Genomic DNA, 24,196 nt, shown 5'->3' with positions numbered 1-24,196 from the left:
ACTATTTGGCGGCTGCGGTCAAAGGCGATTTCCGGGCGGGCGCTCTGGCGCACGATGCGGTGGCATCTTCATTTCCGCCGCGGCGCGACCTATGCCGTCACCATGACCACGGCTGAGCGCCCGATCCGCACCCTGAAGGACATCGCCCGGCTGGCCGGCGTCAATCCCGGCACGGTATCCCGCGCGCTCGCCAACAGTCCGCTGGTCAACGAACAGACGCGCCAGCGCATCGCCGCGATCGCCGCCGAACATGGCTTTCGCCCCAATCTGATGGCGCGCCGGCTGCGCACGCAGCGCACCGGCGTGATCGGCATCGCGGTGCCGCTGGGCCATGAACGGCGCCAGCATCTGTCCGACCCGTTCTTCATGACGCTGCTCGGCCACCTCGCTGACGGCATCACCGCCCGCGGCTATGACGTGCTGCTGTCCCGCGTCGTGCCCGACAGCGACGACTGGCTGGACGATATCGTCCGGTCGGGGACACTCGATGGCGTGCTGCTGATCGGCCAGTCGGACCAGTTCGCGGTGATCGAAGAGGTCGCGCGCCGCTATCGCCCGCTCGTCGTCTGGGGCAGCACCGTGCCGGGTCAGGCGCATTGCGCGATCGGGGTCGACAATGTCGCGGGGGGCCGACTGGTCGGCGAGCGGTTGATCGCACGCGGTTGTCGCCGGCTTGCCTTCATGGGCGAGGTGCGGACGCTGGAGCTGATCGATCGCCACCGCGGCCTGTGCATTGCCGCGGAGGCCGCCGGCCTGCCGCCGCCGTTACAGCTCGACACGCACCTCGCCTCCGACATCATGGCCGCGGAGATCGCCGCGAACCTCGACCGCGCGGGCGACGCGATCGACGGCATCGCCGCCGCCTCGGACGTGATCGCGATGCAGACGATCGCGGTGCTCGATCGGCGCGGGACCGCCGTGCCGCAACGGATCGCCGTCACCGGTTTCGACGATCTGCCCTTCGCGGCGCAGGCGCGCATCGGGCTGACGACGGTGCGGCAGGATTTGCCACGCGGGGCCGAGGCGATGGTCGATGCGCTGTTCGCGCGCATCGCGGGCGAGGACCGCCCGTCGCTGGTGATGGAGCCGGTGCTGGTCGCACGCGACAGCGCCTGACGAGAGGTCAGGCGATCCGCGCGCTGTCGCCCTTCAGTTCCAATCGAAAGAAGGGCGCGGCGGTGCCGCCGAAATGCTCGCGGCGGAAGGCGGCGTCGCTGCCGCGCGGCACATTATCGAGACCCCAATAATCGACGAAGCTGATGACATCCCCCTCGCCCGTCACCCACCAGCAATAGGCCTGTGTCGGTTCCTCGATCGGATTGGCGGCGACGAGGCCGCTGCCGTTGAGCGGGCGCCAAGGGCCGCACAGGCGATCGGCGACCATGCCGTACAGGCCGGTCGGCGCATCGATGCCGGGGGCGAAGCGCTTCGCCTGCGTCGACCAGAACAGATAATACAGGCCGTCGCGCACCACGATATGCGGGCGTTCCAGCTCGTTGTTGACGCCGGTCGCGTCCACCAGCGGCGCCTTGATCGCCCAGCCGAAGCCGTCGCGGGTGGCGAGGCCGACGACGCCGTCGTGGACGTCGGTTGCGCCTGCCGCGGAGCCGGTGAACAGCAGGTGTTCGCGCCCCGTCGCGGGGTCGAGGAAATAGCCCGGGTCGCGGAATCCCTTGATCCGGTCGTCGATTGAGGCGTCCTGTTCGGCCGGCGCGTACCAACGGCCGTCGGCGCGCACCGTCTCGACCGGCGCGCTCCAGTCGGTGACGCGGCCGTCGACCAGCCGGCCGGTGGTTTCGAACAGGCGCTGCGTGAAGCGCGGGCCGCCGCCGCGCACGCCCGCCGCGGTGAAGTGCATCGTCAGCGTCACATCGTCATCAGCGAGCCAGGCGCTGCCCGACCATTCGCGCGTGCCCGGTGTGAAGCCATCGGGAAAGGCATCACCATGATCGCGCCAGCCGTCCGCGCCGACGCTGTACAAGCGGATACGAGCGACATCGTGCCGCGCCTCGGGATCGGGCGCCTGCGGCACGGCGAGGAAGAACCAATAGTGCCGTCCGTCGATCGTCGCGGTCGTGCCGTCGCGACGCGCGATCGGCCACATGTCCCACAGGGCGCGGGTGGGATCGATCGCCACCACGTCTTTCGCCAGGATCACCGGCAGCCGCGCTGCCGCGTCCGCCACCGCCAATACGGCATCCTCGCGCCGCCACACGCTCATGCCCGTGCCTCCGCCGCGGGGCGCTCGCGGACCCAGACGACCGCCGCCGCCGCGCAGACCATCAGCACGCCGCACAAGGTCAGCACGTTGCGCGGATCGCCGCCCAGCCACGGGCCGTAGATCAGCGGCATCGTCGCCGAGAAGATCAGCATCGGAATGACGATCATCATGTTGAAAATGCCCATGTACACGCCCGTCCGTTCGGGCGGGATCGCGCCGGCGAGGATGACGTAGGGGTTACCCATCATGCTCGCCCAGCCGATGCCGATGCCGATCGCCGGCACGAACAGCATCGCCGCGGTCGTGACATGCGGCAGCGCGATCATCCCCGCGCCCGCCAGCACCAGGCAGACGCCATGCAACCGTGCCGCACCGATCCGGCGGGCGAGCGGCACCATCGCAAAGGCCGCAAGACAGGCGATGCCGTTGTACCAGGCCGCCATCACGCCGTTGGTCAGCACCGCGGAATGGAAGCCGCTGGAGGTTGCGTCGGCGGTGCCATAGACCGACCGGCCGATCGCGTAGATGACATAGGCCCAATAGGCCATCATCGCATACCATTGGAACAGGCTCATCAGCGCCAGCTTGCGCATCGCGAGCGGCATCTGGACGATCGCCGTGCCGATCTCGCGCAGCGCCGCACCCAGCCCCTTGGGCGCCGCCGCGATCCGCGCGCGCTCGGCGAGCGACAGCGGCAGTTCGGGCACGCGCCGCACCGAATAGACGATCGTCGTCAGCGACAGCACCGCGCCGACCATGAACGCGATGCGCGCGGTATAGGGGATGTTGTGCGCGTCGACCCAATCCTGGTTCATCCCCGCCCAGACCAGCAGCGACGGCGTCAGGAAGGCGAGCATTTGCGCAAGGCCGGTGAACGCCGATTGCGTCAGGAAGCCGATCTGGTGCTGGCTGGGATCGAGCCGATCGGAGACATAAGCGCGATACGGCTCCATCGTGATATTGTTGCCGGCATCCAGGATCCACAGCAGCGACACCGCCATCAGGATCGAACTGCTCAGCGGCATGCAAAACAGCCCGATCGCGCACATCAGCGCACCGACCAGGAAATAGGGCGTCCGCCGGCCCCAGCGCGTATCCGTCCGGTCGCTCAGCGCGCCGATCAGCGGCTGGACCAGCAACCCCGTCATCGGCCCCGCCAGTTGCAGCAGCGGCAGCGACGCCTCCGACGCGCCGAGATAGCTGTAGATCGGCGCCATATTGCCCTGTTGCAGCCCGAAACTGAACTGCAGCCCCAGGAACCCCAGGTTCATCTCGAGGATACGCGGCACCGACAGTCGCGGCTTCATCTCCGGCATACGCATGGCGCCTCTCCCTGACGGACGCCATCGTCGCAGCGTCATCGGATCAGCGATAGCGGTTTGCGCAGGCCAATACAACAATCGATTGCATGAACCTATCCGTAGGCCCGGCTATCCAGCCGCCCCGTCGCGCGCAGCAGCGCCGCCTGCGCCACAAGCACATCCGCCCGCGCCGACGCGACCGCCAGCTGCGCGCTGCGATAGCTCTGGTCGGCAACAAGAATGTCGATCGTCGTGCGCAGGCCGACGGCATATTCGGCACGCACGCCCTTCAGCGCGAGGTCGGCGGCGGCAAGGCCATCGACGTTTGCGCGCAGCCGTGCCTGCGCCGCGCTCAGCGTCGCCCAGGCGGCATCGACGCTGCGAACGGTTTCGCGCTGCGTCGCGTCTGCCTGAAAGCGTTCGGCGCGGTTGGTCGCCTGGGCCTGCCGTATGCGCGACGGAACGAGGCCGCCGGTCAACAACGGTATGCGCAGGCTGAGCCCGGCGGAGGCGGCGGCGTCATACCCCCGAGTCCGGCCATCGCCGACGATCAGGCCGCGGCCGTAACCGCCCGTCAGGTCCAGCGATGGCGCGCCCTCGGCGCGAGCCGCATCGATCCGTGCGGCGGACCCTGCGACGACGCGGCGTTGCTGGAGGAGCAGAGGGTTCGACGCCTCGGCCGCCGCGCGTGCCTGGCCACGATCGGCGGGCAGCGCGGCGGGCGGCGGCACGTCGGCCACCAAAGCGCCGGCATCCTGCCCCACCGCGGCGCGATAGGCTGCGGCGGCGGTGGCGAGCGCCCCTTCCGCATCGGCGAGATTGGCGACGACCGTCGCGCGCTGCGCCTCCAGCTGCGCGACGTCGGTGCGCGTCCCCTGCCCCAGGTTGAAGCGCGAGCGCGCCTCCTCCACCTGCCGATCGAGCCGCTCGATGCCGACACGCGCCACCTCGACCGCCTGTTGGTTGTAGAGCAGGTCGGCGTAGGCGAGCACGACGCCCTGCAGGATCGCCGCCTCGGTATCGCGCAGCCCCTCCGCGCCCGCGGCGACATCCTCGCGCGCCGCCCGGACCGCCGCGCGCACCCGCCCGCCGGTCCAGATCGGCAGGTCGGCCGCGACCGACGCATTGCCGGAGCTGCCGTATCCCAGCCGGTCGTACCCCGCACCCCCGCTGGCCGACAGCGTCGGCCGCCCGAGCGCCCGCGCCTGTGCAGGCGTTTCCGCCAGCGCCTCCTGCCGCGCCCGCGCCGCCGCGAGCTGCGGGTTAGTGGCATAGGCCGCCGCGATCGCCTCGCGCAGCGTTTCGGCAGAGGCGGGCGCGGCACTCAGCAGCAGCGCGATGGCGGCGAGGCGCTTAGTCATGGCGCAACGCCCAGGCCGGCGCAGCCCGGCTCGCCTTCAGCGCCTGCCCCAGCACGGTCAGCACCGCGATCACGACGGCGAGCACGGTCGCGCCAAGGAAGAACAGCGGCGACAGGCTGATCCGATCCACGAACCCTGCCAGCCACGTCCGCATCGCGAAGAAGGCGATCGGCCAGGCGACAAGGTTGGCGATCAGCACCGGCCGCAGGAACTGCCCGACCAGCAGCTTGACGATATCACCCGACGACGCGCCCAGCGTCTTGCGGATGCCGATCTCCTTGATCCGCCGCGAGGTGTTGAACGAGGCCAGCCCCCACAGGCCGACGCAACCGATCACCACCGCCAGCCCTGCGCCGATCGCGAACAGCCGCGTCGCCTGCTCGTCGGCCTTGTAGAAGTCATCGAGCCGGTCATCCGCGCTCTTGCCGCCGAAGGGCACCTGCGGCGCCATCCGCTGCCAGATCGCCTTCACCTCCGCCAGCGCCGCGCGCGGATCGCCTGCCACCCGCACGCTCGCGACGGTCACGAACGACGGCGCCTTGGTCGTGTAGTAATAATAGGTCGCCACGATCGGCGTGCGGGGCGATCGGAAGCGCATATCGGGGACGACCCCGATGATCGTACGCGGACGGTCGCCGCCGACCGTCTTCCCGATGGCCTCATCCGCCGAACGGAAACCCAGCGTACCGACCGCCTTCATCGTGATGATGATGTTCTTGGCCGCCCCGGATGGTCGCTGACTGTTGTCGTCCATACGATGCGCGTTGTCGAACAGCCGCCCCGCCACCGCGCCGACGCCATGCGCCTTGAAGAAGTCGGGGCCGACATCGACCCAGTTCAGCATCGGGCCGTCTCCCGGCCGCCCCGGGATCGGAACGTTGTCGCTGCTCATGCTGCCGCTGCCGCCCACGGCAAAGTTGGAGAGGCCGACCGCCTTGACCATCGGCAGCGCGCGGATCGCGGCGACGATGGCATTGGCCTGGCCCGGACTGATCTGCGCACTCGACAGCGACGGGATCACCAGCAGGCCGTCGCGCCGGAACCCGATATCGGCGGTGCGCACATAGCGCGTCTGCGCGACCAGCACCGCGGTGCCGATCATGAAGGCGATGGCGAGGCCGAACTGAAAGACGACCAGCGCCTCGCGCGTCCGCGTCCCCGCCCGGCCGCCGCCCGGCGCGCGTGACGACGCCAGCACCGCCGCCGCCGGAAAGCGCACCAGCATCACTGCAGGGTAGAAGCCCGCCGCGATCCCGGTGACGATCGCCAGCACGACCAGCGCCGGCACCACGATCTGATAGGGAATCGTCAGCGACAGACCGCCCGCCGCATTCACCAACGGCAGGCCCAGCTCGGCCAAGATCAAACCGCCCAGTGCCGCCACCACAACGGTCAGCACCGCTTCACCCAGGAACTGGCGAACGAGCGCGCTGCGACTGCCGCCCAGCACCTTGCGCATCGCGACCTCCCGCGCGCGCAGCCCCGCGCGCGCCGTGGCGAGATTGACGTAATTGACCAGCGCGATCAGCAGCGTCAGCACGCCGACGATGCCCAGCGTCACGACCGTCTGGCGCTGCCCGTCGCCGATGTCGTTGGTCAGATGAACCTTGGCGAGCGGGTACATCGCAAGCCCGATCGACTCCGACGGTTTCGGCCCCATGTCCCGCACGCCATGCCGCTCGACGAACGCAGGCATCTTTTGTTCGAACGCCTGCGCCGCCGCCGACGTATCGAAGCGGAGGTATGTCGACAACGACGTGCTGCCCCAGTGTGTCCACTGCTCGGGATGAGCTGTCTTCGGCAGCTGGACCAGCATCGTGAACTGCCGTTCGGTCGCTGCTGGCAGGTCACGGAAAATGCCGGTGACGCGATATTGCTTGGGCGTCTCGCCCGCGGCAGCGATCGTCATCGTCTGGCCGATCGGATCGGTGGTGCCGAAATATTTGCGCGCCTGGCTTTCGCTGAGCAGCAGGCCGGTCGGCGATGCGAGCGCCTGCCGCCCGTCGCCCTTCACCATCGGGATATCGAACACATCGAAGAAGGTCGGATCGGCCTGCGCCAAATCCTCACGCGTCGCGACGCCGTTGCGCAACACGCTGCCGCCGTTCTTGCCGCCGGAGTAGCGCGTGCCGACGATGTCGGGGAAATCGCCCTTCAACTCGTCGAGCAGTCCACCCATCGTCTCGGGCGTCGGGCCGTTATATTCGCTGCCCTTCATGTTCCAGACGGTTTCGACCAGATAGATCTTGTCATGGTTCGGCAGCCATTTTTCGAAGCTCGTCTCGAACCGGACGTACAGGCCCAGCACCAGGAACACGGCGATGCCCACGGCAAGCCCGCCGATGTTGAGCGCGGCGTAGAGCTTGTGCCGGGTTAGCGAGCGGTACAGCGACAAAAGCGCGAAGCGGTTCATGGCGTCCCCCCCCCTCAGATCGCGCGCATGGCGCTGGCGACGATGCGGCCGTCGAGCATGTCGATGCGGCGCTTCGCCATGTCGGCGTGACTGGGCGAGTGCGTCACCATCACGATCGTCGCGCCCTCGGCATTCAGCGCAGACAGGATTCCCATCACCTGCTCGCCGTTCGCGGTGTCGAGGTTGCCGGTCGGTTCGTCCGCCAGGATCAGCTTGGGATCGCCGACGATCGCGCGGGCGATGGCGGCGCGCTGTTGCTGGCCGCCCGACAATTGGTGCGGGAAGTGGCGCGCACGGTGGGCGATGCCGACCTTGTCCATCGCCGCGGCGACGCGCGCCTTCCGGTCCCCCGCATCCTTCCGATAGGCGAGGCCGAGCGCGATATTCTCCTCGATCGTCAGCTCGTCGATCAGGTTGAAGCTCTGGAACACGAAGCCGAGGGTCGAACCGCGAAACTTCGCCAGCTCCGCCTCGTCTAACGCGGCAACGTCACGATCGCCGAACAGGTAGCGGCCGCCCGTCGGCCGATCGACCGTGCCCAAGGTGTTGAGCAATGTCGACTTGCCGCAGCCCGACGGCCCCATGATGGCGAGGAACTCCCCCGCCGCGACGTGCAGGTCGATGTCGGCGAGCGCGGTGGTTTCCACCTCGTCGGAGACGTAGCGGCGCTGGATATTTTCGAGACGGATCACGAAGAGCCCTTTCAACGAATGTTGAGGATGTCGCCCTTCACGGACGACGTGTTGCTGGTGACGATGCGTTCGCCGGGTTGCAGGCCGGACAGGATCTCGACCTGTTCGGGGTTGCGGCGGCCGGTCTTGATGGTGCGACGGCGGGCATGGCGGCCATCGGCGTCGAGGACGAAGGCGGACGAACCGCCACCCGATTCCAGCCAGCCACCAACCGGCGCGACGAGAGCGGGTGCGGTGCTGCCGAGCGTGATACGCGTGTCGATCGTCTGACCACGGTTCAGGCTGGCCGTCGGCGCGCGGTCGAACGTCAATTCGACGCGGAAGCGACCGTCCTTCACCGCGGGCAGTACCTTCGACACGGTCAGCGCCATGCCGTTCGCCGTAGCGCGCTGGCCGACCGCGACGCGGCCGAGATAATATTCGTCGACATCCGCCTCCAGCTTCCACGAGCCTTCGCTGTCAACCTGCCCCGCGGGGTCGCCGGGCTTCAGCGTCTGCCCGGGCTGCAGCGTGAAGTTGGTCAGCCGGCCACCTGCGGGCGCGCGGATCGTCAGCGCGTCCAGCCCCGATCGCACCGCCGCCAGGTTGCGCTCCAGCCGCGTGCGCGTGTCGTCGAGCCGCGCCCCCTGCGTCGTAGTGATCCGCGCCTCCGCCGCGCCACCCGATTGCAGCTGCGCCAGCCGCTTTTCCTGATACGCCGCTTCCTCGGCGTAGCTCTTCACGCCGGCATCGGAGACGAAGCCCTTGTCGTGCAGCTGCTGGCGGATGCCGAGGTCGCGGCGCGCCTTGATGAGGTCGTAGTTCGCCTGTGCGATCTGTCCCGCGCGATCGAGGCGGTTGCGCGCGATGCCGAGGTTCTCGCCGGCGAGGCCGCCCAGCTGGCTGGCGATCTGCGCTTCGCGGGTCAGCACGTCGAGCTTCAGCGTCGGGTTGGCGAGCGTCGCGAGCGGCTGTCCCTCCGCCACCATCGCGCCGTCCTGGACCAGCAGTTTCTCGACCTGCCCGCCCGACAGCACCCCGACCAACGTGGTGACGCGCGGCGCCACGGTCGCCCGGACGGGCAGGTAATCGGCGAAGGGCGCGCGTTCGACCGTGCCGGTGTCGATGTCCGTGGCGGCGACGTCGGTCGATCCGCTCGCCGGCATGATCCGCCACAGCGCGATCGCAGCGATCAGTGCGAGGCAGACGGCAAGCGCGCCGCGGCGGCGCCACCAGGGGCGTGCGGGCCGATCGACGCGGCGGTCCATGGCGGCGCCCGGCGACGTACCGGGGGAAGCAGTTGCGTGTTCGGACGGTTCGGTCATCATGGCGCCAGTGTCGCCGCGAACAGCCGAAAAGCCTAAACCGTTATGAATACTGGACTTTTACCTAGAACACCGGACGGTGACCGTTCGCAAGCGGACGCACTGTCCGGAAATGGACGGTCCGACGGCGTGTCAACCGGACGGACGATTCTGCTGATCGACGACAATCCGGCGGTGTTCGGCGCGATGGACATCGCCTTTCGCATGGCCGGCCACCGGCTGGATGGGGCCAAGGGGCCGGAAGAGGCGATGTCGCGCCTCGCGACGCAGCGCTACGACGCGATCCTGCTCGATCTCAACTTCACACCGGGGGAATCGAGTGGCGAACAGGGCCTCGCCTGCCTCGCCCGGATCATGGCCGACGATCCAGCCGCTTGCGTCATCGTACTCACCGCGCACAGCGGTATCCGCATCGCGGTCGCGGCGATGCAGGCGGGCGCACGCGATTTCGCGATGAAGCCGTGGCGCAACGCGGACCTGCTCGCCCGCGTCGAGGGGGCGATCCTGCGCGGGGCGGCAGCGGCGCCGGCATCGCCGCAGTCCGCCGGAGCCGAACCCGCCCGCCTGCTCGGCGACAGCGCGGCGATGGAGCGGGTGCGCGCGCTGATCCGCCGCATCGCGCCGACCCCCGCGGGCGTCACCGTCACCGGCCCCGCCGGAAGCGGCCGGACGCTCGCCACGCTGGCGATCCACGCCGCCTCACCATGGGCCTCGCGAACGCCGATCACGATCGACCTGCGCGATCCCGCCGCCTGGGCGTCGTTCGATACGGCCGAAGGCACCGCGATCCTGCGCCACCCGGACGGGCTGGACGCGTTCGCACAGGATCGACTTGCCCAGCGGCTGCCCGCCGACATCCGCTGCATCGCGATCGCGTCCAGCGTCACGGCGCTCTCGCCCGCGCTGCAACGCCGGCTGGCGACGGTGGAGGTGGCTATGCCGTCGCTCGGCGCGCGCGACGACGACGCCGTGCTGCTCGCGCGCCATTTCGCGCGGCTTGCCGCGGAGCGGTTCGTACGGCCGCCCGTCCACTTCACCGACGCCGCGGTCACGGCGATCCGCAGCGCCGTCTGGCCGGACGAGGTCCGCGGCCTCGCGCTGGCGATCGAACGCGCGGTGCTGCTGTCGGACGATGGCGTGCTCGACGCCGCACTGATCGCGCCCGCCGCCCCGATCGCGGATAGTGCGGTCCCCACCGCGCCAGAGGCGAATTTCGCGCTCAGTGATGCGGAGCGCGCGATGATCGAAGCGGCGCTGCGCGAACATCGCCACAATGTCACACAGGCGGCGACGGCGCTCGGCCTCAGCCGCGGCGCGCTGTATCGGCGGATGGCGCGCTATGGTCTTTAAGCGCGGGCCCTCGCCCATCGCCCTCAGCTTCGGACTGGTCGTGGCGGGCATCGTCGCGGCGCTCGCCTGGCAGCAGGGCACCTGGGGCCTGGGCGTTGGCGCAGCGCTGGTTGCGCTGTGGCTCGCTGCGCTCAACTGGTGGCTTGTGGCGCGCCCGCGCGATGCAGTCCGACCGGACCCGGCACGGACCGACGACGCCGACGGGCTGGTCTTGCGCCTGTTGCTCGACGCCGCGCCGACGCCGCTGCTGGCGATCGACGCGACTGCCGCGCGCGCGCTCAACCGCGCCGCGCGCCGTCTGTTCGCGACCGACGACCGTATCCTTCCCGTGCCGCCGGCGCTGACCGATGCCACCGCCACCCATCTGCGCCACGAAGGCCGCGGCTGGCGGATCGACCGCGTGCGCGTTGCCAATGGGCAGGACGTCGCCGCGCTGATCGACATCGAACAGGAGGAGCGCGCCGCCGAAGCCCGCGCCAGCGCGGAGATGATCCAGGTCCTGGGGCACGAATTGCTCAACGGCCTCGCCCCCATCGCCTCGCTCGCCGAAAGCGGCGCCGTCGCGGTCGCGCGGCCGCAGGTCGACGTGGCGTTGCTGCGCGAGATCCTCGACACGCTCGCGCGCCGCGCAGAGGGGTTGCAGCGCTTCACCGAAGCCTATCGCGCCATTGCCCGCCTGCCGGAACCCACGCGGCGTGCGGTGCCGGTGGGCGAGCTGACGGACGATCTCGCGCGATTGTTCGCCACGCGATGGCCCGCCGTCGCACTATCGGTGGCGGCGGATGCCGACGCCTGGACGCTCGATCGCGACCAGATCGTGCAGGCGGTCTGGGCGCTGCTACAGAACGCCGCCGAAGCGGCCACCACGGCGCACGCCGCCGGGGCGCAGGTGGCGTTGCGCGTCACGGCAAGCGACACGCTGGCCATCGAGATAGAGGACAATGGCGCCGGCGTTCCCGCAGACGCCGTCGCCCGCATCTTCCGCCCCTTCCATACCACCAAGGCGGACGGCACCGGTGTGGGCCTCAGCCTCGCGCGGCAGATCGCGCTGGCGCATGGCGGCACGTTGACGCTAGCCTCCGATGCGCCGACCCGTTTCCGCCTCACGATCCCCTGACGGCGCCAAACCCCCTTTCGCGCGTTCAGCGCCCGACCCATGAGGAGCCCGATCGATGGCCGACGACACCAGTGCCAACAACCAGCCCGCCGGCTACGTCCCGCCCGAGGTGTGGACGTGGAACCCGGGCAACGGCGGCCAGTTCGCCAGCATCAACCGCCCCATCTCCGGCGCGACGCAACAACGCGACCTCCCCACTGGCGACCATGGCCTGCAACTCTATTCGCTGGGCACCCCCAACGGGCAGAAGGTGACGATCATGCTCGAAGAGCTGCTCGCCGCCGGCCATGCGGGCGCGGACTATGACGCCTGGCCGATCGAGATCGGCAAGGGCGACCAGTTCGGCAGCGGCTTCGTCGCGATCAATCCCAATTCGAAAATCCCGGCGCTGCTCGACCGCCGCAGCGATCGGCCGCTGCACCTGTTCGAAAGCGGATCGATCCTGATCCACCTCGCCGAAAGCTTCGGCGCGTTCCTGCCCGCCTCCGGCCCGGCGCGGGTCGAAACGCTCAATTGGCTGATGTGGCAGATGGGCTCGGCGCCCTTCGTCGGCGGCGGCTTCGGCCATTTCTACGCCTACGCGCCCTTCCGCATCGAATATGCGATCGACCGCTATGCGATGGAGGCGAAGCGCCAGCTGCACGTGCTCGACACGCGGCTAGCCGACAACGCATTCCTCGCGGGCGACGACTATACGATCGCCGATATCGCGGCGTGGCCTTGGTATGGCGGGCTGATGGACGGCATCTACAGTGCGCAAAAGTTCCTGTCGGTCGAGGACTATCCGAACGTCCGCCGCTGGACCGATACGATCGCCGCACGCGAAGGCGTCCGCCGCGGCCGCATCGTCAACCGCCTGACCGGCACGCCCGGCACCTTCCTAACCGAACGCCACAGCGCAGCGGATATCGACCGTGCGTTGGCGGAAGGGCACGAGGCCGCGTGATATCCCGGACCGGCTGACATCACCCTCACCCTTCCGCGCCTCAGCGCTCCCTCCCTCTCCCAGCGGGAGAGGGAAGAGCCGGCAAAGCCGGCGAAGGGTGAGGGCGAAAAAGCCTACCCGATCAGCCGATAGCCGATCCCCTGTTCGTTCGCGATCAGGCTGCCGACGGGGCGCGGCGCCTCCAGCTTTTGGCGCAGGTTGCGGATCACGATGCGGAGATATTCGACCTTCGGATCGTGACCGCCCCACACGCGCTGCAGGATCAGTTTGTGCGTCACGACGCGCCCGGCATGGTCGGCGAGCAGCGTCAGCACCTCATATTCCTTGCGCGTCAGATGCACCTCCGCGCCCGCGCGTTCGACGCGGTGCGCGGCGGGATCGATCGTCACCTCGCCCGCGCGCACCACGCCGCCGCCCTTCGCCTCGCTGCGTCGGAGCGCAACGCGCAGGCGGGCGAGCAATTCCTCGCTGTCGAACGGCTTGGTCACGTAATCGTCCGCGCCGAGGTCGAGTGCAGCGACCTTGTCCTCGGTCGCATCACGCGCGGAGACGACCAGCAGCGCGATCCCCGGCGTCCGCGCGATGACCGGCACCAGCTCCAGCCCATCCCGCCCCGGCAACCCCAGATCGAGCAGCACCGCATCCGGCGCGTCCTGCGCCACCGCGGCCAGCGCCGCGCGCGCATCGGCGGCGTCGATCACGTCGTGGCCGGCGCGCTCCAGCGTCTGGCGGAGCAACCGCCGGATCGCCGGCTCGTCATCCACCACCAGCACGCGCGCCATCAGACCTGCCCCTCGACCATTGCGTCGCGTACGATCGTCGCGGACGGGAAGACCAGCGTAAACCGGGCGCCTGCGCCATCGTCGCGATTGGCCGCCTCCACGCCGACGCCCATCGCCTCCGCAAACGCCTTGACGATGGCAAGGCCCAGCCCCGTGCCCCCCGCCGAGCGATCCGATCCGTCGAAGCGGCGGAACGTGTCGAAGATCGCGCTTTCCGCTCCCGGCGGCAGGCCCGGCCCCTCGTCGACCACCGACAACCGCAAGGTCGCGCCGCGATGCGCGCCGACGATGCGGATCGCGGTGCCCGGATCCGCATAGCGCCCCGCATTGTCGAGCAGGTTGAGCAGGCAATGATGCAGCAGCTGCGCGTCGCAGCGGACCAGCGGCAGGTCGGGCGGCACGTCCAGCCGGATCGCATGACCGGCGAGCGCCGCGCGCGCATCATGCGCCGCGCCCGTCACCGCATCGGCAAGGTCGGTCGGCTCGATCGCCAGCGTCAGCGCCCCCGCCTCGATCCGCGCCATGTCGAGCAGATTGGCGACGAACCGGTCCAGCCGCCGCGTCTCGACCTCGATCGTCGTAACCAGATCCGGCGTCACGCCGTGGCGCAGCTCAGCGGCAGCAGCCTTCACCGCGGTCAGCGGCGTGCGCAGGTCGTGGCTGACCGACGACAGCAAGGCGCCGCGCAGGCGATCGCGGGTGCGAATCGTCTCGACGTCGCGCATCTCGCCTTCCAGCCGCAGCCGTTCCAGCACCATCGCCGCCTGGTCGATCAGGCTGGTCAGCAGCGGCAATTGGTCGGCGCGCACGGGATCACCGCCGCCGTCGCGCGCGAGGCCCAGCACCGCCAGCGTCCGTCCGGCATGCGACAGCGGGTGGAACACCCAGTCCGATGCGGTCAGCGTGCCCGATCCGCGCCCCGTCGTCGTCGCATTGTCGAACGCCCATTGCGCCGCGGCGAGATCGAGCGTGCCGAGCTGATACCCCTCCGCATCGGCGGCCTGCACGTCCAATCCGCCGGCGCCCGCACCCAGCAGCACGCTATGCACGTCGAGGATATGCGCGATTTCGCGACAGGTGGCGCGCTTCACCGCCGCATCGTCGGCCAGTTCGGTCAACTGGCGCAGGAAGCCGGTCAGCGCGGCATTGGTCCGCGCGCTCTGGCTGGCGAGGTCCGCCTGCGCCCGTACCCGCGCGGCGAGATGGCTGGTGACGAAGGCGACGCCCAGCAGCACGAACACCGAAATCACGTTTTCGGGATTGCTGATCGTGAACGTGCCGGTCGGCGGCAGGAAGAAGAAGTTATAGGCCAGGCTCGATGCCAGCCCCGCGAACAGGCCGGTGCGCAGCCCGAACAGGCTCGCCGCCGCCATCACCGGCAGCAGGTACAGCATGCCGACGTTGCCCAGCTGCAGCACCCGGAACAGCGCGGTGCCGGCGCCGGTGACGCCCGCGATCATCGCGCTGGTGGCGACATAGCCCAGCCGCGTGCCCCATGCGCCACGCCGGCGCGGCAGGCGTTCGGGCTTTGCCGCACCACCCGCAACCGGCAGCACGTGGACGGTCACGCCCGGCGTCTCGCGCACCAGCCGGTCGACCACCGAACCATGCCGCAACTCGAACCAGCGCGACCGCCGCGACTTGCCGACGATCAGCTGCGTCGCGCGGGCATCGGCCAGATAGGCCTTGATCCCCTCGACCACCCCCGCCGCAGGGACGGTCACCACCGTCGCGCCCAGCTGTGTCGCCAGCGTCATCGCCGCCGCGACGCGGGCGTGCTGCGCGTCGCTGAACGCGGCCACGCGCGGCGTTTCGATGAACAGCGCCGTCCACGGCCCGCGCAACCCGTCCGCGACGCGCTTGCCCGCTCGCACCAGCCCCTCGCCGCCCGCCAGTTCGTTGATCGCGACGACGATCCGCTCCGCCCCCGCCCAGGTGCCGCCGACGCCCAGCGCGCGGACATGCTCCAGCATCTGCGCGTCGACCGCCTGCGCAGCGCGGGTCAGCGCCAGTTCGCGCAACGCAGACAGATTGGATTTGGAAAAGAAATGCTGGAGCGCGCGCGTCGCCTCCTGCGGCAGATAGACCTTGCCCGCCTTCAGCCGCTCGATCAGCTCGTCGGGCGGGATGTCGACGACCTCAATCTCGGCCGCCTCCAGCACGCTGTCGGGCACCGTCTCGCGCACCCGGACATGGGTAAAGCCCGCGACGATGTCGTTGAGGCTTTCGACATGCTGGATGTTGATTGTCGAATAGACGTCGATCCCCGCAGCGAGCAGTTCCTCGACGTCCTGATGGCGCTTGGGGTGGCGGCTGCCCGGCGCATTGGTATGCGCCAGCTCGTCGACCAGCGCGAGGCGGGGGGCGCGGGCGATCAGCGCATCGAGGTCCATCTCGTGCAGCGTCCGCCCCTCATAGGGAATGGCGAGGCGCGGCAGGATCTCGAACCCGCGGGTCAGCGCCTCCGTCTCGGCGCGGCCGTGCGTCTCGACCACGCCGACGACGACATCGACGCCCTCGCGCGCCCGCGCCTTCCCCTCGGACAGCATCTCGAACGTCTTGCCGACGCCCGGTGCCGCCCCGAGGAAGATCTTCAGGCGGCCGCGACCCTCCTGCGCCGCCTGACGCAGCAATGCCTGGGGGTCGGGCCGGCCGTCGCTCATCACCTGCGGGATGCGTCGAGCGCGCGGTTGAGTGCAAGCACATTTACATGGGGTTCGCCCAGCACGGGGGCCTCGGTCGCCGCGGCGACCAGCGCTTCGATGCGTGCCACCGGCAAGCCGCGGACGCGTGCGATGCGGGGGGCCTGCGCCAGCGCTGCCTCCGGCGACAGATCGGGGTCGAGGCCCGATCCGCTGGTGGTGACGAGATCGGCGGGGATCGGCCCCGTCACGCCCTCCGCCCGGCGCTTCGCCACATCGGCGGTGACGCGATCGGCCAGTGCCTTGCTCGCCGGGCCGAGGTTCGATCCGCTCGACGCCATGCCGTCATAACCCTTGCCCGCCGCGGAGGGGCGCGTCTGGAAATAGCGGTCCGACGTGAACGCTTGGCCCACCACGTCCGACCCGATCACGCGCCCGCCCTGTTCGATCAGGCTGCCGTTCGCCTGATGGGGGAAGACGATCTGGCCGACGCCGGCCATCGCCAGCGGATAGACGATGCCGAGCAACGCCGCGAACAGCAATGTCATTACGATCGCCGGCCGCAGTGCCGAAGAGAAATCCTTACCCATTATATCTACTCCTCAGGCCAGTCCGAGGCCACCGACGACGATGTCGATCAGCTTGATTCCGACGAACGGCGCGAGCAGCCCGCCCAGGCCATAAATGGCCAGGTTGCGTGCCAGCAGCGGCCCCGCCCCCATCGGGCGATAGGTCACGCCCTTCAGCGCCAGCGGCACCAGGGCCGGGATGATCAGCGCGTTGAAGATGATCGCCGACAGGATCGCGCTCTGCGGCGTCGTCAGCCCCATCACGTTGAGCACGCCCAGCCCCGGATACAGCGCGACGAACATCGCCGGGATGATCGCGAAATATTTGGCGACGTCATTGGCGACCGAGAAGGTCGTTAGCGCCCCCCGCGTCATCAGCAACTGCTTGCCGAGGCCGACGACCTCGATCAGCTTGGTCGGGTCGCTGTCCAGGTCGACCATGTTGCCCGCCTCGCGCGCGGCCTGCGTGCCGGTGTTCATCGCGACGCCCACGTCCGCCTGCGCCAGCGCGGGCGCGTCGTTGGTGCCGTCGCCGCACATCGCGACCAGCCGCCCGCCGGTCTGTTCCTTGCGGATCAGGTCCAATTTGTCCTCGGGCGTCGCCTGGGCGAGGAAGTCGTCGACCCCCGCCTCGGCCGCGATCGCCGCGGCGGTCAGCGGATTGTCGCCGGTGATCATGACGGTGCGGATGCCCATCTGGCGCAATTCGGCGAAGCGCTCACGGATGCCCGCCTTCACCACGTCCTTCAGGAAGATCGCGCCGAGCAGGCGGCCGTCCTTCGCCACCGCCAGCGGCGTGCCGCCGGCGCGGGCGATCTCGTCGGTGATACGGCGCAATTCGGTCGCCGCCGCGGTCTCTCCGCTGCCCGGATTGGCGCGCAGGATCGAATCGACCGCGCCCTTCTGGATCAGCGTGTCGCCGATCCGCACCCCCGACACGCGGGTCTGCGCGGTAAAGGCGATTACCTCGGCATGATCGGGAAGCGTCGCGGTCTGGCCGAAGCGCTCGCGCGCCAGCACGACGATCGACCGGCCTTCGGGCGTCTCGTCCGCCAGGCTGGCGAGCAGTGCGGCTTCGGCGAGGTCTTCGGCGCTCGCGCCGCCGACGCTGCGGAACTCGCTCGCCTGCCGGTCGCCGATCGTGATCGTGCCGGTCTTGTCGAGCAGCAGCACGTCGATATCGCCCGCCGCCTCCACCGCGCGGCCCGACTTGGCGAGCACGTTGAAGCGGACCAGCCGGTCCATGCCCGCGATGCCGATTGCCGAGAGCAAGGCGGCGATCGTCGTCGGGATCAGCGTGATCAGCAGCGCCGCCAGGATCGCGACCGGGATCGACCCGCCGGCATAGCTGGCGAAGCCCGGAATGGTCGCGACCGCGATCAGGAAGATGATCGTCAGGCCGGTCAGCAGGATGGTCAGCGCGATCTCGTTCGGCGTCTTCTGCCGCTCGGCACCCTCGACCAGCGCGATCATGCGATCGAGGAAGCCCTGCCCCGGCTCGACGGTGACGCGCACCTTGATCGAATCGGAGATGACGCGCGTGCCCGCCGTTACCGCCGACCGGTCGCCGCCCGCCTCGCGGATCACCGGCGCGCTTTCGCCGGTGATCGCGGCTTCGTTGACTGATGCGACCCCCTGAATCACCTCGCCGTCCGACGGGATCAGGTCGCCCGTCTCGACCAGCACGACGTCGCCGACGCTCAGCCGGGTGCCCGCGACCAGCTCCCAGGCGTCGCCGACACCGATCAGCCGTTTGGCCTTCAGTTCGGCTTTAGCATCGCGCAGGCTGGCCGCCTGCGCCTTGCCGCGGCCTTCCGCCAGCGCCTCGGCGAAGGTGCCGAACAGCACCGTCAGCCACAGCCAGACGACCAGTTGCAGCTTGAAGCCGGTCGACAGGCCGTCCTGCCCCACCGCCAGCAGGACGGTCAGCAGCACCGCGACGACGGCGGTGGTGAACATCACCGGGTTACGGATCAATTGCCGGGGATCGAGTTTGACGAAGGCATCGCGGATCGCCGGCACGATCAGCTCTGCGGTGAACAAGGATGCGTTGCGTGTCTGGGCCATGATGACGGCGCCCCTTACGAAAGCTGGCCACCGATCATCGCGAGATGATCGGCAATGGGACCGAGGGCGAGGCTCGGCAGGAAGGTGAGGCCGCCCAGCACCAGGATGATGCCGACCAGCAGGCCGACCCACAGGCCGCCGGTGGTCGGGAAGGATCCCGCGCCCGCCGGCGTGTGGCGCTTGGCGGCAAGGCTGCCGGCGATCGCCAGCATCGGCACGATCACGAAGAACCGCCCGATCCACATCGCGACGCCCAGCAGGCCGTTGTACCAGGGCGTACCCGCGGTCAGGCCGGCAAAGGCCGATCCGTTGTTCCCGACCGCGCTGGTGAAGGCGTACAGGATTTCACTGAAGCCATGCGGCCCCTTATTGAGCGGCCCGGCAAGGCCCGCCTGCGCGACTGCGGACAGCGCCGTGCCGCCCAGGATCACCAGCGGCAGCACCGCGATCGCCAGCACGGCGAGCTTCACCTCGCGCGCCTCGATCTTCTTGCCGACATATTCGGGCGTGCGCCCGACCATCAGGCCGGCGACGAAGACGGCGAGGATGGCGAACAGCAGGAAGCCATAGATACCGGCACCGACGCCGCCGACCACCACTTCGCCCAGCTGCATGTTGATCAGCGGGATCATGCCGCCCAGCGCGGTAAAGCTGTCGTGCATCGCATTGACCGCGCCGCACGACGCCGCCGTGGTGACGACCGAGAACAAGGCGGACGCGGCGATGCCGAAGCGCACCTCCTTGCCCTCCATGTTGCCGCCCGCGACGCCCAGATGGTGCAGCACCGGGTTGCCCGCCGCTTCCTGCCAATAGGTGACGCCGACGCCGGCCAGGAGCAGCAGCATCATTGCCGCCAGGATCGCCCAGCCCTGGCGCGTGTCGCCCACCGCCTTGCCGAACGTCCAGGTCAGGCCCATGCCGATCACGAAGATCGACGCCATCTGCACGAAATTGACCAGCGCGCCGGGGTTTTCGAGCGGATGCGCGCTATTGGCGTTGAAGAAGCCGCCACCGTTGGTGCCGAGCATCTTGATCGCTTCCTGGCTGGCGACCGGGCCCAGCGCCAGCGTCTGGCGCAGCCCCTCCAGCGTCGTCACGTCGACCGATCCGGCCAGCGTCTGCGGCACGCCGCTCGCGATCAGGAAGATCGTGTAGACGATGCACGCCGGCAGCAGCAGGTACAGGGTGATCCGGGTCATGTCGGCCCAGAAGTTGCCGATGCCACTCGCCTTCCGCCGCGCGAAACCGCGGAACAGCGCGAAGGCGAGCGCGATGCCCGTCGCTGCCGACGTGAAATTGTGGATGGTCAGCGCCAGCATCTGGCTGAGGTTCGACAGCGTCGATTCGCCCGCATACCATTGCCAGTTGGTATTGGTGGTGAAGCTGATCGCGGTGTTGAACGCACCGTCCGCGCCCACGCCCGCATAATGCAGCGGGTTGAGCGGCAGCACCGCCTGCAAGCGCAGCACGGCATAGGTGAACAGCATCAGCGCGATGTTGAACAGCAGCATATGGACGGCGTAGCGGCGCCAGCCCTGCTCTTCCGCCGGGTCGATGCCCGACAAACGATAGAAGCCGCGCTCGACGGGGCCGAGCACGGCATGGAGCGGCGTGCGTCGCCCCTCGTACAGCGCGAACAGCCACAGGCCGACCGGCTTGACGAGGGCGAGCAGCACCGCGACGAAGGCGAGGATCAGGCCCCAACCCTGGATGGTCATGACGGCGCTCCCTTCAGAAGCGTTCGGGGCGGAGCAATACCGCCACCAGATAGGCGAGCAGGCCGAGCGCGCAGGCGGCGGCGAGCCACAGGTCGATGGTCATGGTCGCGCCCTCACGCTTTGTCGCACAGGCGGGCATAGGCCAGCGTCAGCGCCGACAGCCCGCCGATGATCGACAGCCAGATGATATCCTGCATGGAAAGGTCTCCCCGTTCAGAAGGCGGCGGTGAGCGAGACGAGCGCGGTGCTGCCGGCGATGTTGCCGGTGCCGTCCTGTCCCTTGCTGAAGCTCGGCCGCAGATAGGCGGCGTCGCGGTCCGAAATGTTCGTATCGATCCAGGCCACGCCCAGCGTCAGATTGTGCCAGCTGGTGTCGACGCCCAGCGACCAGTCCCAATAATCGCCGGTCGGCGTCGGCGCGGTGGCATTGGGGCCCAGGCCATCCATGCCCCAGCTGTGGCCGATATGCGCCTTGGCGGTGAACGGCGTGCCCATGATCGCAGCCGCGCCGTCGCCCCAGACGTACAGATTGTCGCTCTTGGCGCCGGGATGGTCGTAGACGCCCGCCGCCGCGCTGGCGCCGTTATCGTACCATTTGCCGATCGCCTGCTGCTTGGGCGCATAGGCCGCACCCGCGGTCAGCGACACCGGGCCGGTGGTGCCCGACAGCTTCACATAGGGTTCGGCATAGTCGGTCTTGTTGGCGCCGCCCGGATACATGTACCAGGTCAGGCCGACGTCGAGCGTGCCGGTCGGGCTGATCTTGGTCTTGTACCCGCCGATCAGGTCCAGTTCCATATTGGCGCCGCCGAACGTGCCCCAGCCGGCAAGGTTCGACGCCCAGGCGCCGACATAGATGCCGCTCTTGTGGGCAACGGTCAGCCCGGCCTGCACCGCCATATGCTCGTCGGTCTGCGAGATGCCGCGCAGGCGATAGTCGGACAGGATCGCGGCCGATCCGTTGACGGTGACGGCCGGCGGCGGCGCGGTGTCGGTGCTCTGGGCATAAGCGGGCGCCGCGATCGGCAGCAGGGCGACGGCAAAACAATAACGGATACGCACGAAATCGAACCTCCCACGAACGGAGGATCCGGGCGCCGCGAACGGGCGCCGGATCCTCCTGCGGGCAAGGCAATTAGGCCGTGCGTCCGTAGGGTTTCGAGAGCGATTATCGGGTCAGGGCGTATGTTTTCCGTATGTTTTTACGCTGGCTGCCTCACGCCGCCGCGACGAAGGCGTCCAGCCGCGCCAGATGCGCCGCCACCGCGTCCGGCGGCAGGAACGATCCGGTAAAGCTGTTGCGCGCCAGCGTTGCCAGCGCCTGGCGGTCCAGCCCCCGCGCCGCCGCCACCGCGCGGTAATTGTCCGCGACATAGCCGCCGAAATAGGCGGGATCGTCCGAATTGATCGTCGCGCGCAGCCCCTGCGCCAGCATCGCATCGATCGGGTGATCCTCAATGCGGTCGACGACACACAGTTTCAGGTTCGACAGCGGGCACACCGTCAGCGTCATCCCCTCGTCCGCCAGCCGCGCGACCAAGGCCGCGTCCTCCAGCGAGCGATTGCCATGATCGATCCGGTCCACGTCGAGCAGGTCGAGCGCCTGGCGGACGTACTCCGGCGGCCCCTCCTCCCCGGCATGCGCGACCAGCTTCAGCCCCTTCGCGCGGGCGGCGGCGAAGACGCGCGCGAACTTCTCTGGCGGATGACCGACTTCGGACGAATCGAGGCCCACCGCGGTGATCCGGTCGAGCCACGGCGTCGCCTCCTCCAGCGTCGCAAACGCCTCCTCCTCGCTCAGATGGCGCAGGAAGCTCATGATCAGCGCGCTGGTCATGCCATGCCGCGCTTCCGCCTCCGCCATTGCAGAGAGCAGCCCCTCGATCACCTCGCCAAAGGGGATGCCGCGCGCGGTGTGCGTCTGCGGATCGAACATGATCTCGGCATGCACCACGCCATCGCCAGCGGCCCGGTCGAAATAGGCAGCGGCCAGATCGTGGAAGTCGGCGCGCGTGCGTAGCACGTCTGCCCCGGCATAATAGATGTCGAGGAAATCCTGCAGATTGGAAAAGGCATAGGCCGCGCGCACCGCCTCCACCGACGCATAGGGGATCGCGACACCGTTGCGCTTGGCCAGCCCGAACATCAGCTCGGGCTCCAGACTGCCCTCGATGTGCAGGTGCAGTTCGGCCTTGGGCAAGGCGGCGATGAAATCCTCGGTCATTCGGTCACTCCAGGCACGGCGACCGAAACTGCAACGCGAACTGCCGTTCCGCAAGCGGCGCCCGGCCTACCAGCCCATGCTGCCCGGCACGCCCTTGAACGGCCCGGCCAGGTCCGCCGTGATCCACCCGCCATAGAAGCCGCCCGGCTGCGGGATCACCTGCTCGCCATCGACCAGGCAGCGGTCGAACGGCCCGGCGTAGAACGCGACATGGTCGCGCAGGATCGCGAAGCCGCGTGTCGGATCGGGATAGCTCCAGGCGACATCGGTCAGCCGGACGTCGCCGACCTGCACATGCCAGTACACCGCATGCCCCTTCCATTCGCAGAAAGATCGCCGGTTGGACGGGATCAGCACGCCGGGCGTGATATCGGCCGGCGGGATGTACCAGCTCGGCGGATGACTGGTCTCCAGCGTGCGGACCGGCGCACGGGTATCCGCCACCACGACGCCGCGATGCTCGATCCGGACGTGCCGGTCGCTCGCCTCCGCTACCGCGGGCCGCGGAAAGTCCCAGACGCTCTGCTGGTCCGGACCAACGGGATCGCGCCACGGCCTCATGCGCGTGCCTCGCGCCGCCGCAGCCAGCGCTGCAGGCGCGGTCGCACCCGCAGGAAGCCGCGATACGCGCGCTCCAGCATCGCCAGCACGATGGGGTTGCGCGCCGCGATGCCCAGCGGACGCAGCAGCGGGATCGCCCGCCACATCGCCGCGAAGGCGGCCGCACCCGACAACAACGGCCCGTCGCCCTCGCGCGCGTGGAAGCGCGCCAGCATCGCGCTGCGGTCGATCGGGCAGGTTCCCGGGCCGGCGACATCGACGAAGTCGATCCGGCCGCGCCGGTCCAGCCGGCGCATCATGGCGATCTCGCGGCGGCACAGCGGACACTGGCCGTCATGCCATACGGTTACGCGGCGCATTGCCCCTCCGCCGGATTGTCGCGCCAGATCCGCCCGGCCAGCAACGTCGCAAAGCCCAGCCAGCCGACGAAGGGCACGGCCAACGCCGCCGCCGGCCGATCGACGCGCGCGGCAGTGGCGACATAGGCCGCGCCCGTCGCCACCATCGCGCCCGACACCGCCGCGCTCGCACCCAGCTGCCGCTCGCGAAAGAACAGCTGCGTCCATCCGCCGATCAGCGCGCTGTTGACCAGCCAAAGGCCGACCGCCGCATTGCGGCTCGCCCCCGACGGGTTGCGCAGCAGGCGATAGCCGCCCACCGCCAGCCCCGTTTCCAGCACCGGCCACACCGCGCCAAAGGCGGCATCGGGCGGCGTGAAGCCCGGCTTGTCGAGCTTGCGATACCAGCGCCGCACGCCCGGATGCGTCGCGTCGGGCGCATTGCCACGCCCCACCAGCGCGCTGATCCCCAGCACGGCGGCGACCGACGCCAGCGCCGCACCGCGACCCCATCGACCGCCGCCGGTGTCCGTCGTCCGTCCGCTATCCGTGCCCACGTCTGACCTCCTGTGATGACCTGCCGCTACAGC

Annotated in this window: 21 protein-coding genes; 4 read left to right on the top strand and 17 right to left on the bottom strand. The window is 69.3% G+C overall.

The window, feature by feature from the left end; all coding sequences use genetic code 11:
* Positions 1–54 precede the first annotated feature (54 nt).
* Entirely contained in the window at positions 55–1,116 is a 1,062-nt protein-coding gene (locus GGR47_RS03800; RefSeq protein WP_147036091.1) for a LacI family DNA-binding transcriptional regulator, read from the top strand.
* A gap of 7 nt (positions 1,117–1,123) precedes the next feature.
* On the opposite strand, the gene GGR47_RS03795 is transcribed toward GGR47_RS03800, so the two are convergent.
* From GGR47_RS03795 to GGR47_RS03770, 6 genes are all read right to left on the bottom strand, one after another.
* A complete protein-coding gene (locus tag GGR47_RS03795) occupies positions 1,124–2,221 on the bottom strand; it encodes a glycoside hydrolase family 68 protein (protein ID WP_147036092.1) in 1,098 nt (365 codons plus the stop codon).
* Complete coding sequence (locus GGR47_RS03790) at positions 2,218–3,543, bottom strand: MFS transporter (protein WP_147036093.1); 1,326 nt, start codon at positions 3,541–3,543, stop codon at positions 2,218–2,220. The genes GGR47_RS03795 and GGR47_RS03790 overlap by 4 nt, the downstream gene beginning before the upstream one ends.
* A gap of 92 nt (positions 3,544–3,635) precedes the next feature.
* Positions 3,636–4,883: a TolC family outer membrane protein gene (locus GGR47_RS03785; RefSeq protein ID WP_183949432.1), complete on the bottom strand. Its 1,248-nt coding sequence runs from the start codon at positions 4,881–4,883 to the stop codon at positions 3,636–3,638.
* Positions 4,876–7,296 (bottom strand): FtsX-like permease family protein, encoded by a 2,421-nt coding sequence (locus tag GGR47_RS03780; protein WP_147037344.1) that lies wholly within the window; start codon positions 7,294–7,296, stop codon positions 4,876–4,878. The genes GGR47_RS03785 and GGR47_RS03780 overlap by 8 nt, the downstream gene beginning before the upstream one ends.
* Positions 7,297–7,310: 14 nt before the next feature.
* Positions 7,311–7,988, bottom strand: a complete 678-nt coding sequence (locus GGR47_RS03775; protein ID WP_147037343.1) for an ABC transporter ATP-binding protein — start codon at positions 7,986–7,988, stop codon at positions 7,311–7,313.
* 11 nt (positions 7,989–7,999) lie between these two features.
* Entirely contained in the window at positions 8,000–9,295 is a 1,296-nt protein-coding gene (locus tag GGR47_RS03770) for an efflux RND transporter periplasmic adaptor subunit (protein ID WP_244305293.1), read from the bottom strand.
* A gap of 126 nt (positions 9,296–9,421) precedes the next feature.
* Between GGR47_RS03770 and GGR47_RS03765 the strand changes: the two genes are divergently transcribed.
* Genes GGR47_RS03765 through yghU form a run of 3 tightly spaced genes read left to right on the top strand, consistent with a single transcriptional unit; the run spans position 9,422 to position 12,705 of the window.
* On the top strand, positions 9,422–10,642 hold the full coding sequence (locus GGR47_RS03765; protein WP_183949431.1) for a sigma-54-dependent transcriptional regulator: 1,221 nt from the start codon (positions 9,422–9,424) through the stop codon (positions 10,640–10,642).
* Positions 10,632–11,759, top strand: coding sequence for a sensor histidine kinase (locus GGR47_RS03760; RefSeq protein ID WP_147036135.1), 1,128 nt, complete (start codon positions 10,632–10,634; stop codon positions 11,757–11,759). The genes GGR47_RS03765 and GGR47_RS03760 overlap by 11 nt, the downstream gene beginning before the upstream one ends.
* 55 nt (positions 11,760–11,814) lie before the next feature.
* Entirely contained in the window at positions 11,815–12,705 is an 891-nt protein-coding gene (yghU, locus tag GGR47_RS03755) for a glutathione-dependent disulfide-bond oxidoreductase (protein WP_147036134.1), read from the top strand.
* A 113-nt stretch (positions 12,706–12,818) separates the two neighbouring features.
* On the opposite strand, the gene GGR47_RS03750 is transcribed toward yghU, so the two are convergent.
* From GGR47_RS03750 to GGR47_RS03700, 11 genes are all read right to left on the bottom strand, one after another.
* Positions 12,819–13,487, bottom strand: a complete 669-nt coding sequence (locus tag GGR47_RS03750; protein ID WP_147036133.1) for a response regulator transcription factor — start codon at positions 13,485–13,487, stop codon at positions 12,819–12,821.
* Complete coding sequence (locus GGR47_RS03745) at positions 13,487–16,150, bottom strand: sensor histidine kinase (protein ID WP_147036132.1); 2,664 nt, start codon at positions 16,148–16,150, stop codon at positions 13,487–13,489. The genes GGR47_RS03750 and GGR47_RS03745 overlap by 1 nt, the downstream gene beginning before the upstream one ends.
* A complete protein-coding gene (gene kdpC / locus GGR47_RS03740) occupies positions 16,150–16,719 on the bottom strand; it encodes a potassium-transporting ATPase subunit KdpC (RefSeq protein ID WP_147036131.1) in 570 nt (189 codons plus the stop codon). Before kdpC ends, GGR47_RS03745 begins: the two co-directional genes overlap by 1 nt.
* 12 nt (positions 16,720–16,731) lie before the next feature.
* Positions 16,732–18,765 carry a potassium-transporting ATPase subunit KdpB gene (gene kdpB / locus GGR47_RS03735; protein ID WP_147036130.1) on the bottom strand — a complete coding sequence of 678 codons (2,034 nt, stop codon included), beginning with the start codon at positions 18,763–18,765 and terminating at the stop codon, positions 16,732–16,734.
* A 14-nt stretch (positions 18,766–18,779) separates the two neighbouring features.
* Complete coding sequence (kdpA, locus tag GGR47_RS03730; RefSeq protein WP_147036129.1) at positions 18,780–20,483, bottom strand: potassium-transporting ATPase subunit KdpA; 1,704 nt, start codon at positions 20,481–20,483, stop codon at positions 18,780–18,782.
* A 13-nt stretch (positions 20,484–20,496) separates the two neighbouring features.
* Positions 20,497–20,586 (bottom strand): K(+)-transporting ATPase subunit F, encoded by a 90-nt coding sequence (gene kdpF / locus GGR47_RS03725; protein ID WP_017978036.1) that lies wholly within the window; start codon positions 20,584–20,586, stop codon positions 20,497–20,499.
* Between the two features lie 110 nt (positions 20,587–20,696).
* On the bottom strand, positions 20,697–21,545 hold the full coding sequence (locus GGR47_RS03720; protein ID WP_147036128.1) for a TorF family putative porin: 849 nt from the start codon (positions 21,543–21,545) through the stop codon (positions 20,697–20,699).
* A gap of 154 nt (positions 21,546–21,699) precedes the next feature.
* Complete coding sequence (locus tag GGR47_RS03715; RefSeq protein ID WP_147036127.1) at positions 21,700–22,707, bottom strand: adenosine deaminase; 1,008 nt, start codon at positions 22,705–22,707, stop codon at positions 21,700–21,702.
* A gap of 66 nt (positions 22,708–22,773) precedes the next feature.
* Positions 22,774–23,268: a DUF427 domain-containing protein gene (locus tag GGR47_RS03710; protein ID WP_147036126.1), complete on the bottom strand. Its 495-nt coding sequence runs from the start codon at positions 23,266–23,268 to the stop codon at positions 22,774–22,776.
* Positions 23,265–23,627, bottom strand: a complete 363-nt coding sequence (locus GGR47_RS03705) for a thiol-disulfide oxidoreductase DCC family protein (RefSeq protein WP_147036125.1) — start codon at positions 23,625–23,627, stop codon at positions 23,265–23,267. The genes GGR47_RS03710 and GGR47_RS03705 overlap by 4 nt, the downstream gene beginning before the upstream one ends.
* A complete protein-coding gene (locus GGR47_RS03700) occupies positions 23,615–24,163 on the bottom strand; it encodes a TspO/MBR family protein (RefSeq protein ID WP_147036124.1) in 549 nt (182 codons plus the stop codon). Before GGR47_RS03700 ends, GGR47_RS03705 begins: the two co-directional genes overlap by 13 nt.
* Positions 24,164–24,196: the final 33 nt, after the last annotated feature.

It is taken from the genome of Sphingomonas aquatilis (assembly GCF_014196115.1).
GTDB classification, from domain to species: domain Bacteria; phylum Pseudomonadota; class Alphaproteobacteria; order Sphingomonadales; family Sphingomonadaceae; genus Sphingomonas; species Sphingomonas aquatilis.
This window is presented reverse-complemented; position numbering and strand designations above follow the sequence as displayed.

Excerpts from the sequence above, each read along its gene's own strand:
- kdpC (WP_147036131.1), bottom strand. The coding sequence starts at position 16,719 with ATGGGTAAGGATTTCTCTTCGGCACTGCGGCCGGCGATCGTAATGACA.
- GGR47_RS03760 (WP_147036135.1), top strand. The coding sequence starts at position 10,632 with ATGGTCTTTAAGCGCGGGCCCTCGCCCATCGCCCTCAGCTTCGGACTG.
- GGR47_RS03800 (WP_147036091.1), top strand. The coding sequence starts at position 55 with ATGCGGTGGCATCTTCATTTCCGCCGCGGCGCGACCTATGCCGTCACC.
- GGR47_RS03745 (WP_147036132.1), bottom strand. The coding sequence starts at position 16,150 with ATGAGCGACGGCCGGCCCGACCCCCAGGCATTGCTGCGTCAGGCGGCG.
- GGR47_RS03715 (WP_147036127.1), bottom strand. The coding sequence starts at position 22,707 with ATGACCGAGGATTTCATCGCCGCCTTGCCCAAGGCCGAACTGCACCTG.
- kdpB (WP_147036130.1), bottom strand. The coding sequence starts at position 18,765 with ATGGCCCAGACACGCAACGCATCCTTGTTCACCGCAGAGCTGATCGTG.
- GGR47_RS03785 (WP_183949432.1), bottom strand. The coding sequence starts at position 4,883 with ATGACTAAGCGCCTCGCCGCCATCGCGCTGCTGCTGAGTGCCGCGCCC.
- GGR47_RS03780 (WP_147037344.1), bottom strand. The coding sequence starts at position 7,296 with ATGAACCGCTTCGCGCTTTTGTCGCTGTACCGCTCGCTAACCCGGCAC.
- yghU (WP_147036134.1), top strand. The coding sequence starts at position 11,815 with ATGGCCGACGACACCAGTGCCAACAACCAGCCCGCCGGCTACGTCCCG.
- GGR47_RS03770 (WP_244305293.1), bottom strand. The coding sequence starts at position 9,295 with ATGATGACCGAACCGTCCGAACACGCAACTGCTTCCCCCGGTACGTCG.
- GGR47_RS03710 (WP_147036126.1), bottom strand. The coding sequence starts at position 23,268 with ATGAGGCCGTGGCGCGATCCCGTTGGTCCGGACCAGCAGAGCGTCTGG.
- GGR47_RS03790 (WP_147036093.1), bottom strand. The coding sequence starts at position 3,543 with ATGCGTATGCCGGAGATGAAGCCGCGACTGTCGGTGCCGCGTATCCTC.
- kdpA (WP_147036129.1), bottom strand. The coding sequence starts at position 20,483 with ATGACCATCCAGGGTTGGGGCCTGATCCTCGCCTTCGTCGCGGTGCTG.
- GGR47_RS03795 (WP_147036092.1), bottom strand. The coding sequence starts at position 2,221 with ATGAGCGTGTGGCGGCGCGAGGATGCCGTATTGGCGGTGGCGGACGCG.
- GGR47_RS03705 (WP_147036125.1), bottom strand. The coding sequence starts at position 23,627 with ATGCGCCGCGTAACCGTATGGCATGACGGCCAGTGTCCGCTGTGCCGC.
- kdpF (WP_017978036.1), bottom strand. The coding sequence starts at position 20,586 with ATGACCATCGACCTGTGGCTCGCCGCCGCCTGCGCGCTCGGCCTGCTC.
- GGR47_RS03750 (WP_147036133.1), bottom strand. The coding sequence starts at position 13,487 with ATGGCGCGCGTGCTGGTGGTGGATGACGAGCCGGCGATCCGGCGGTTG.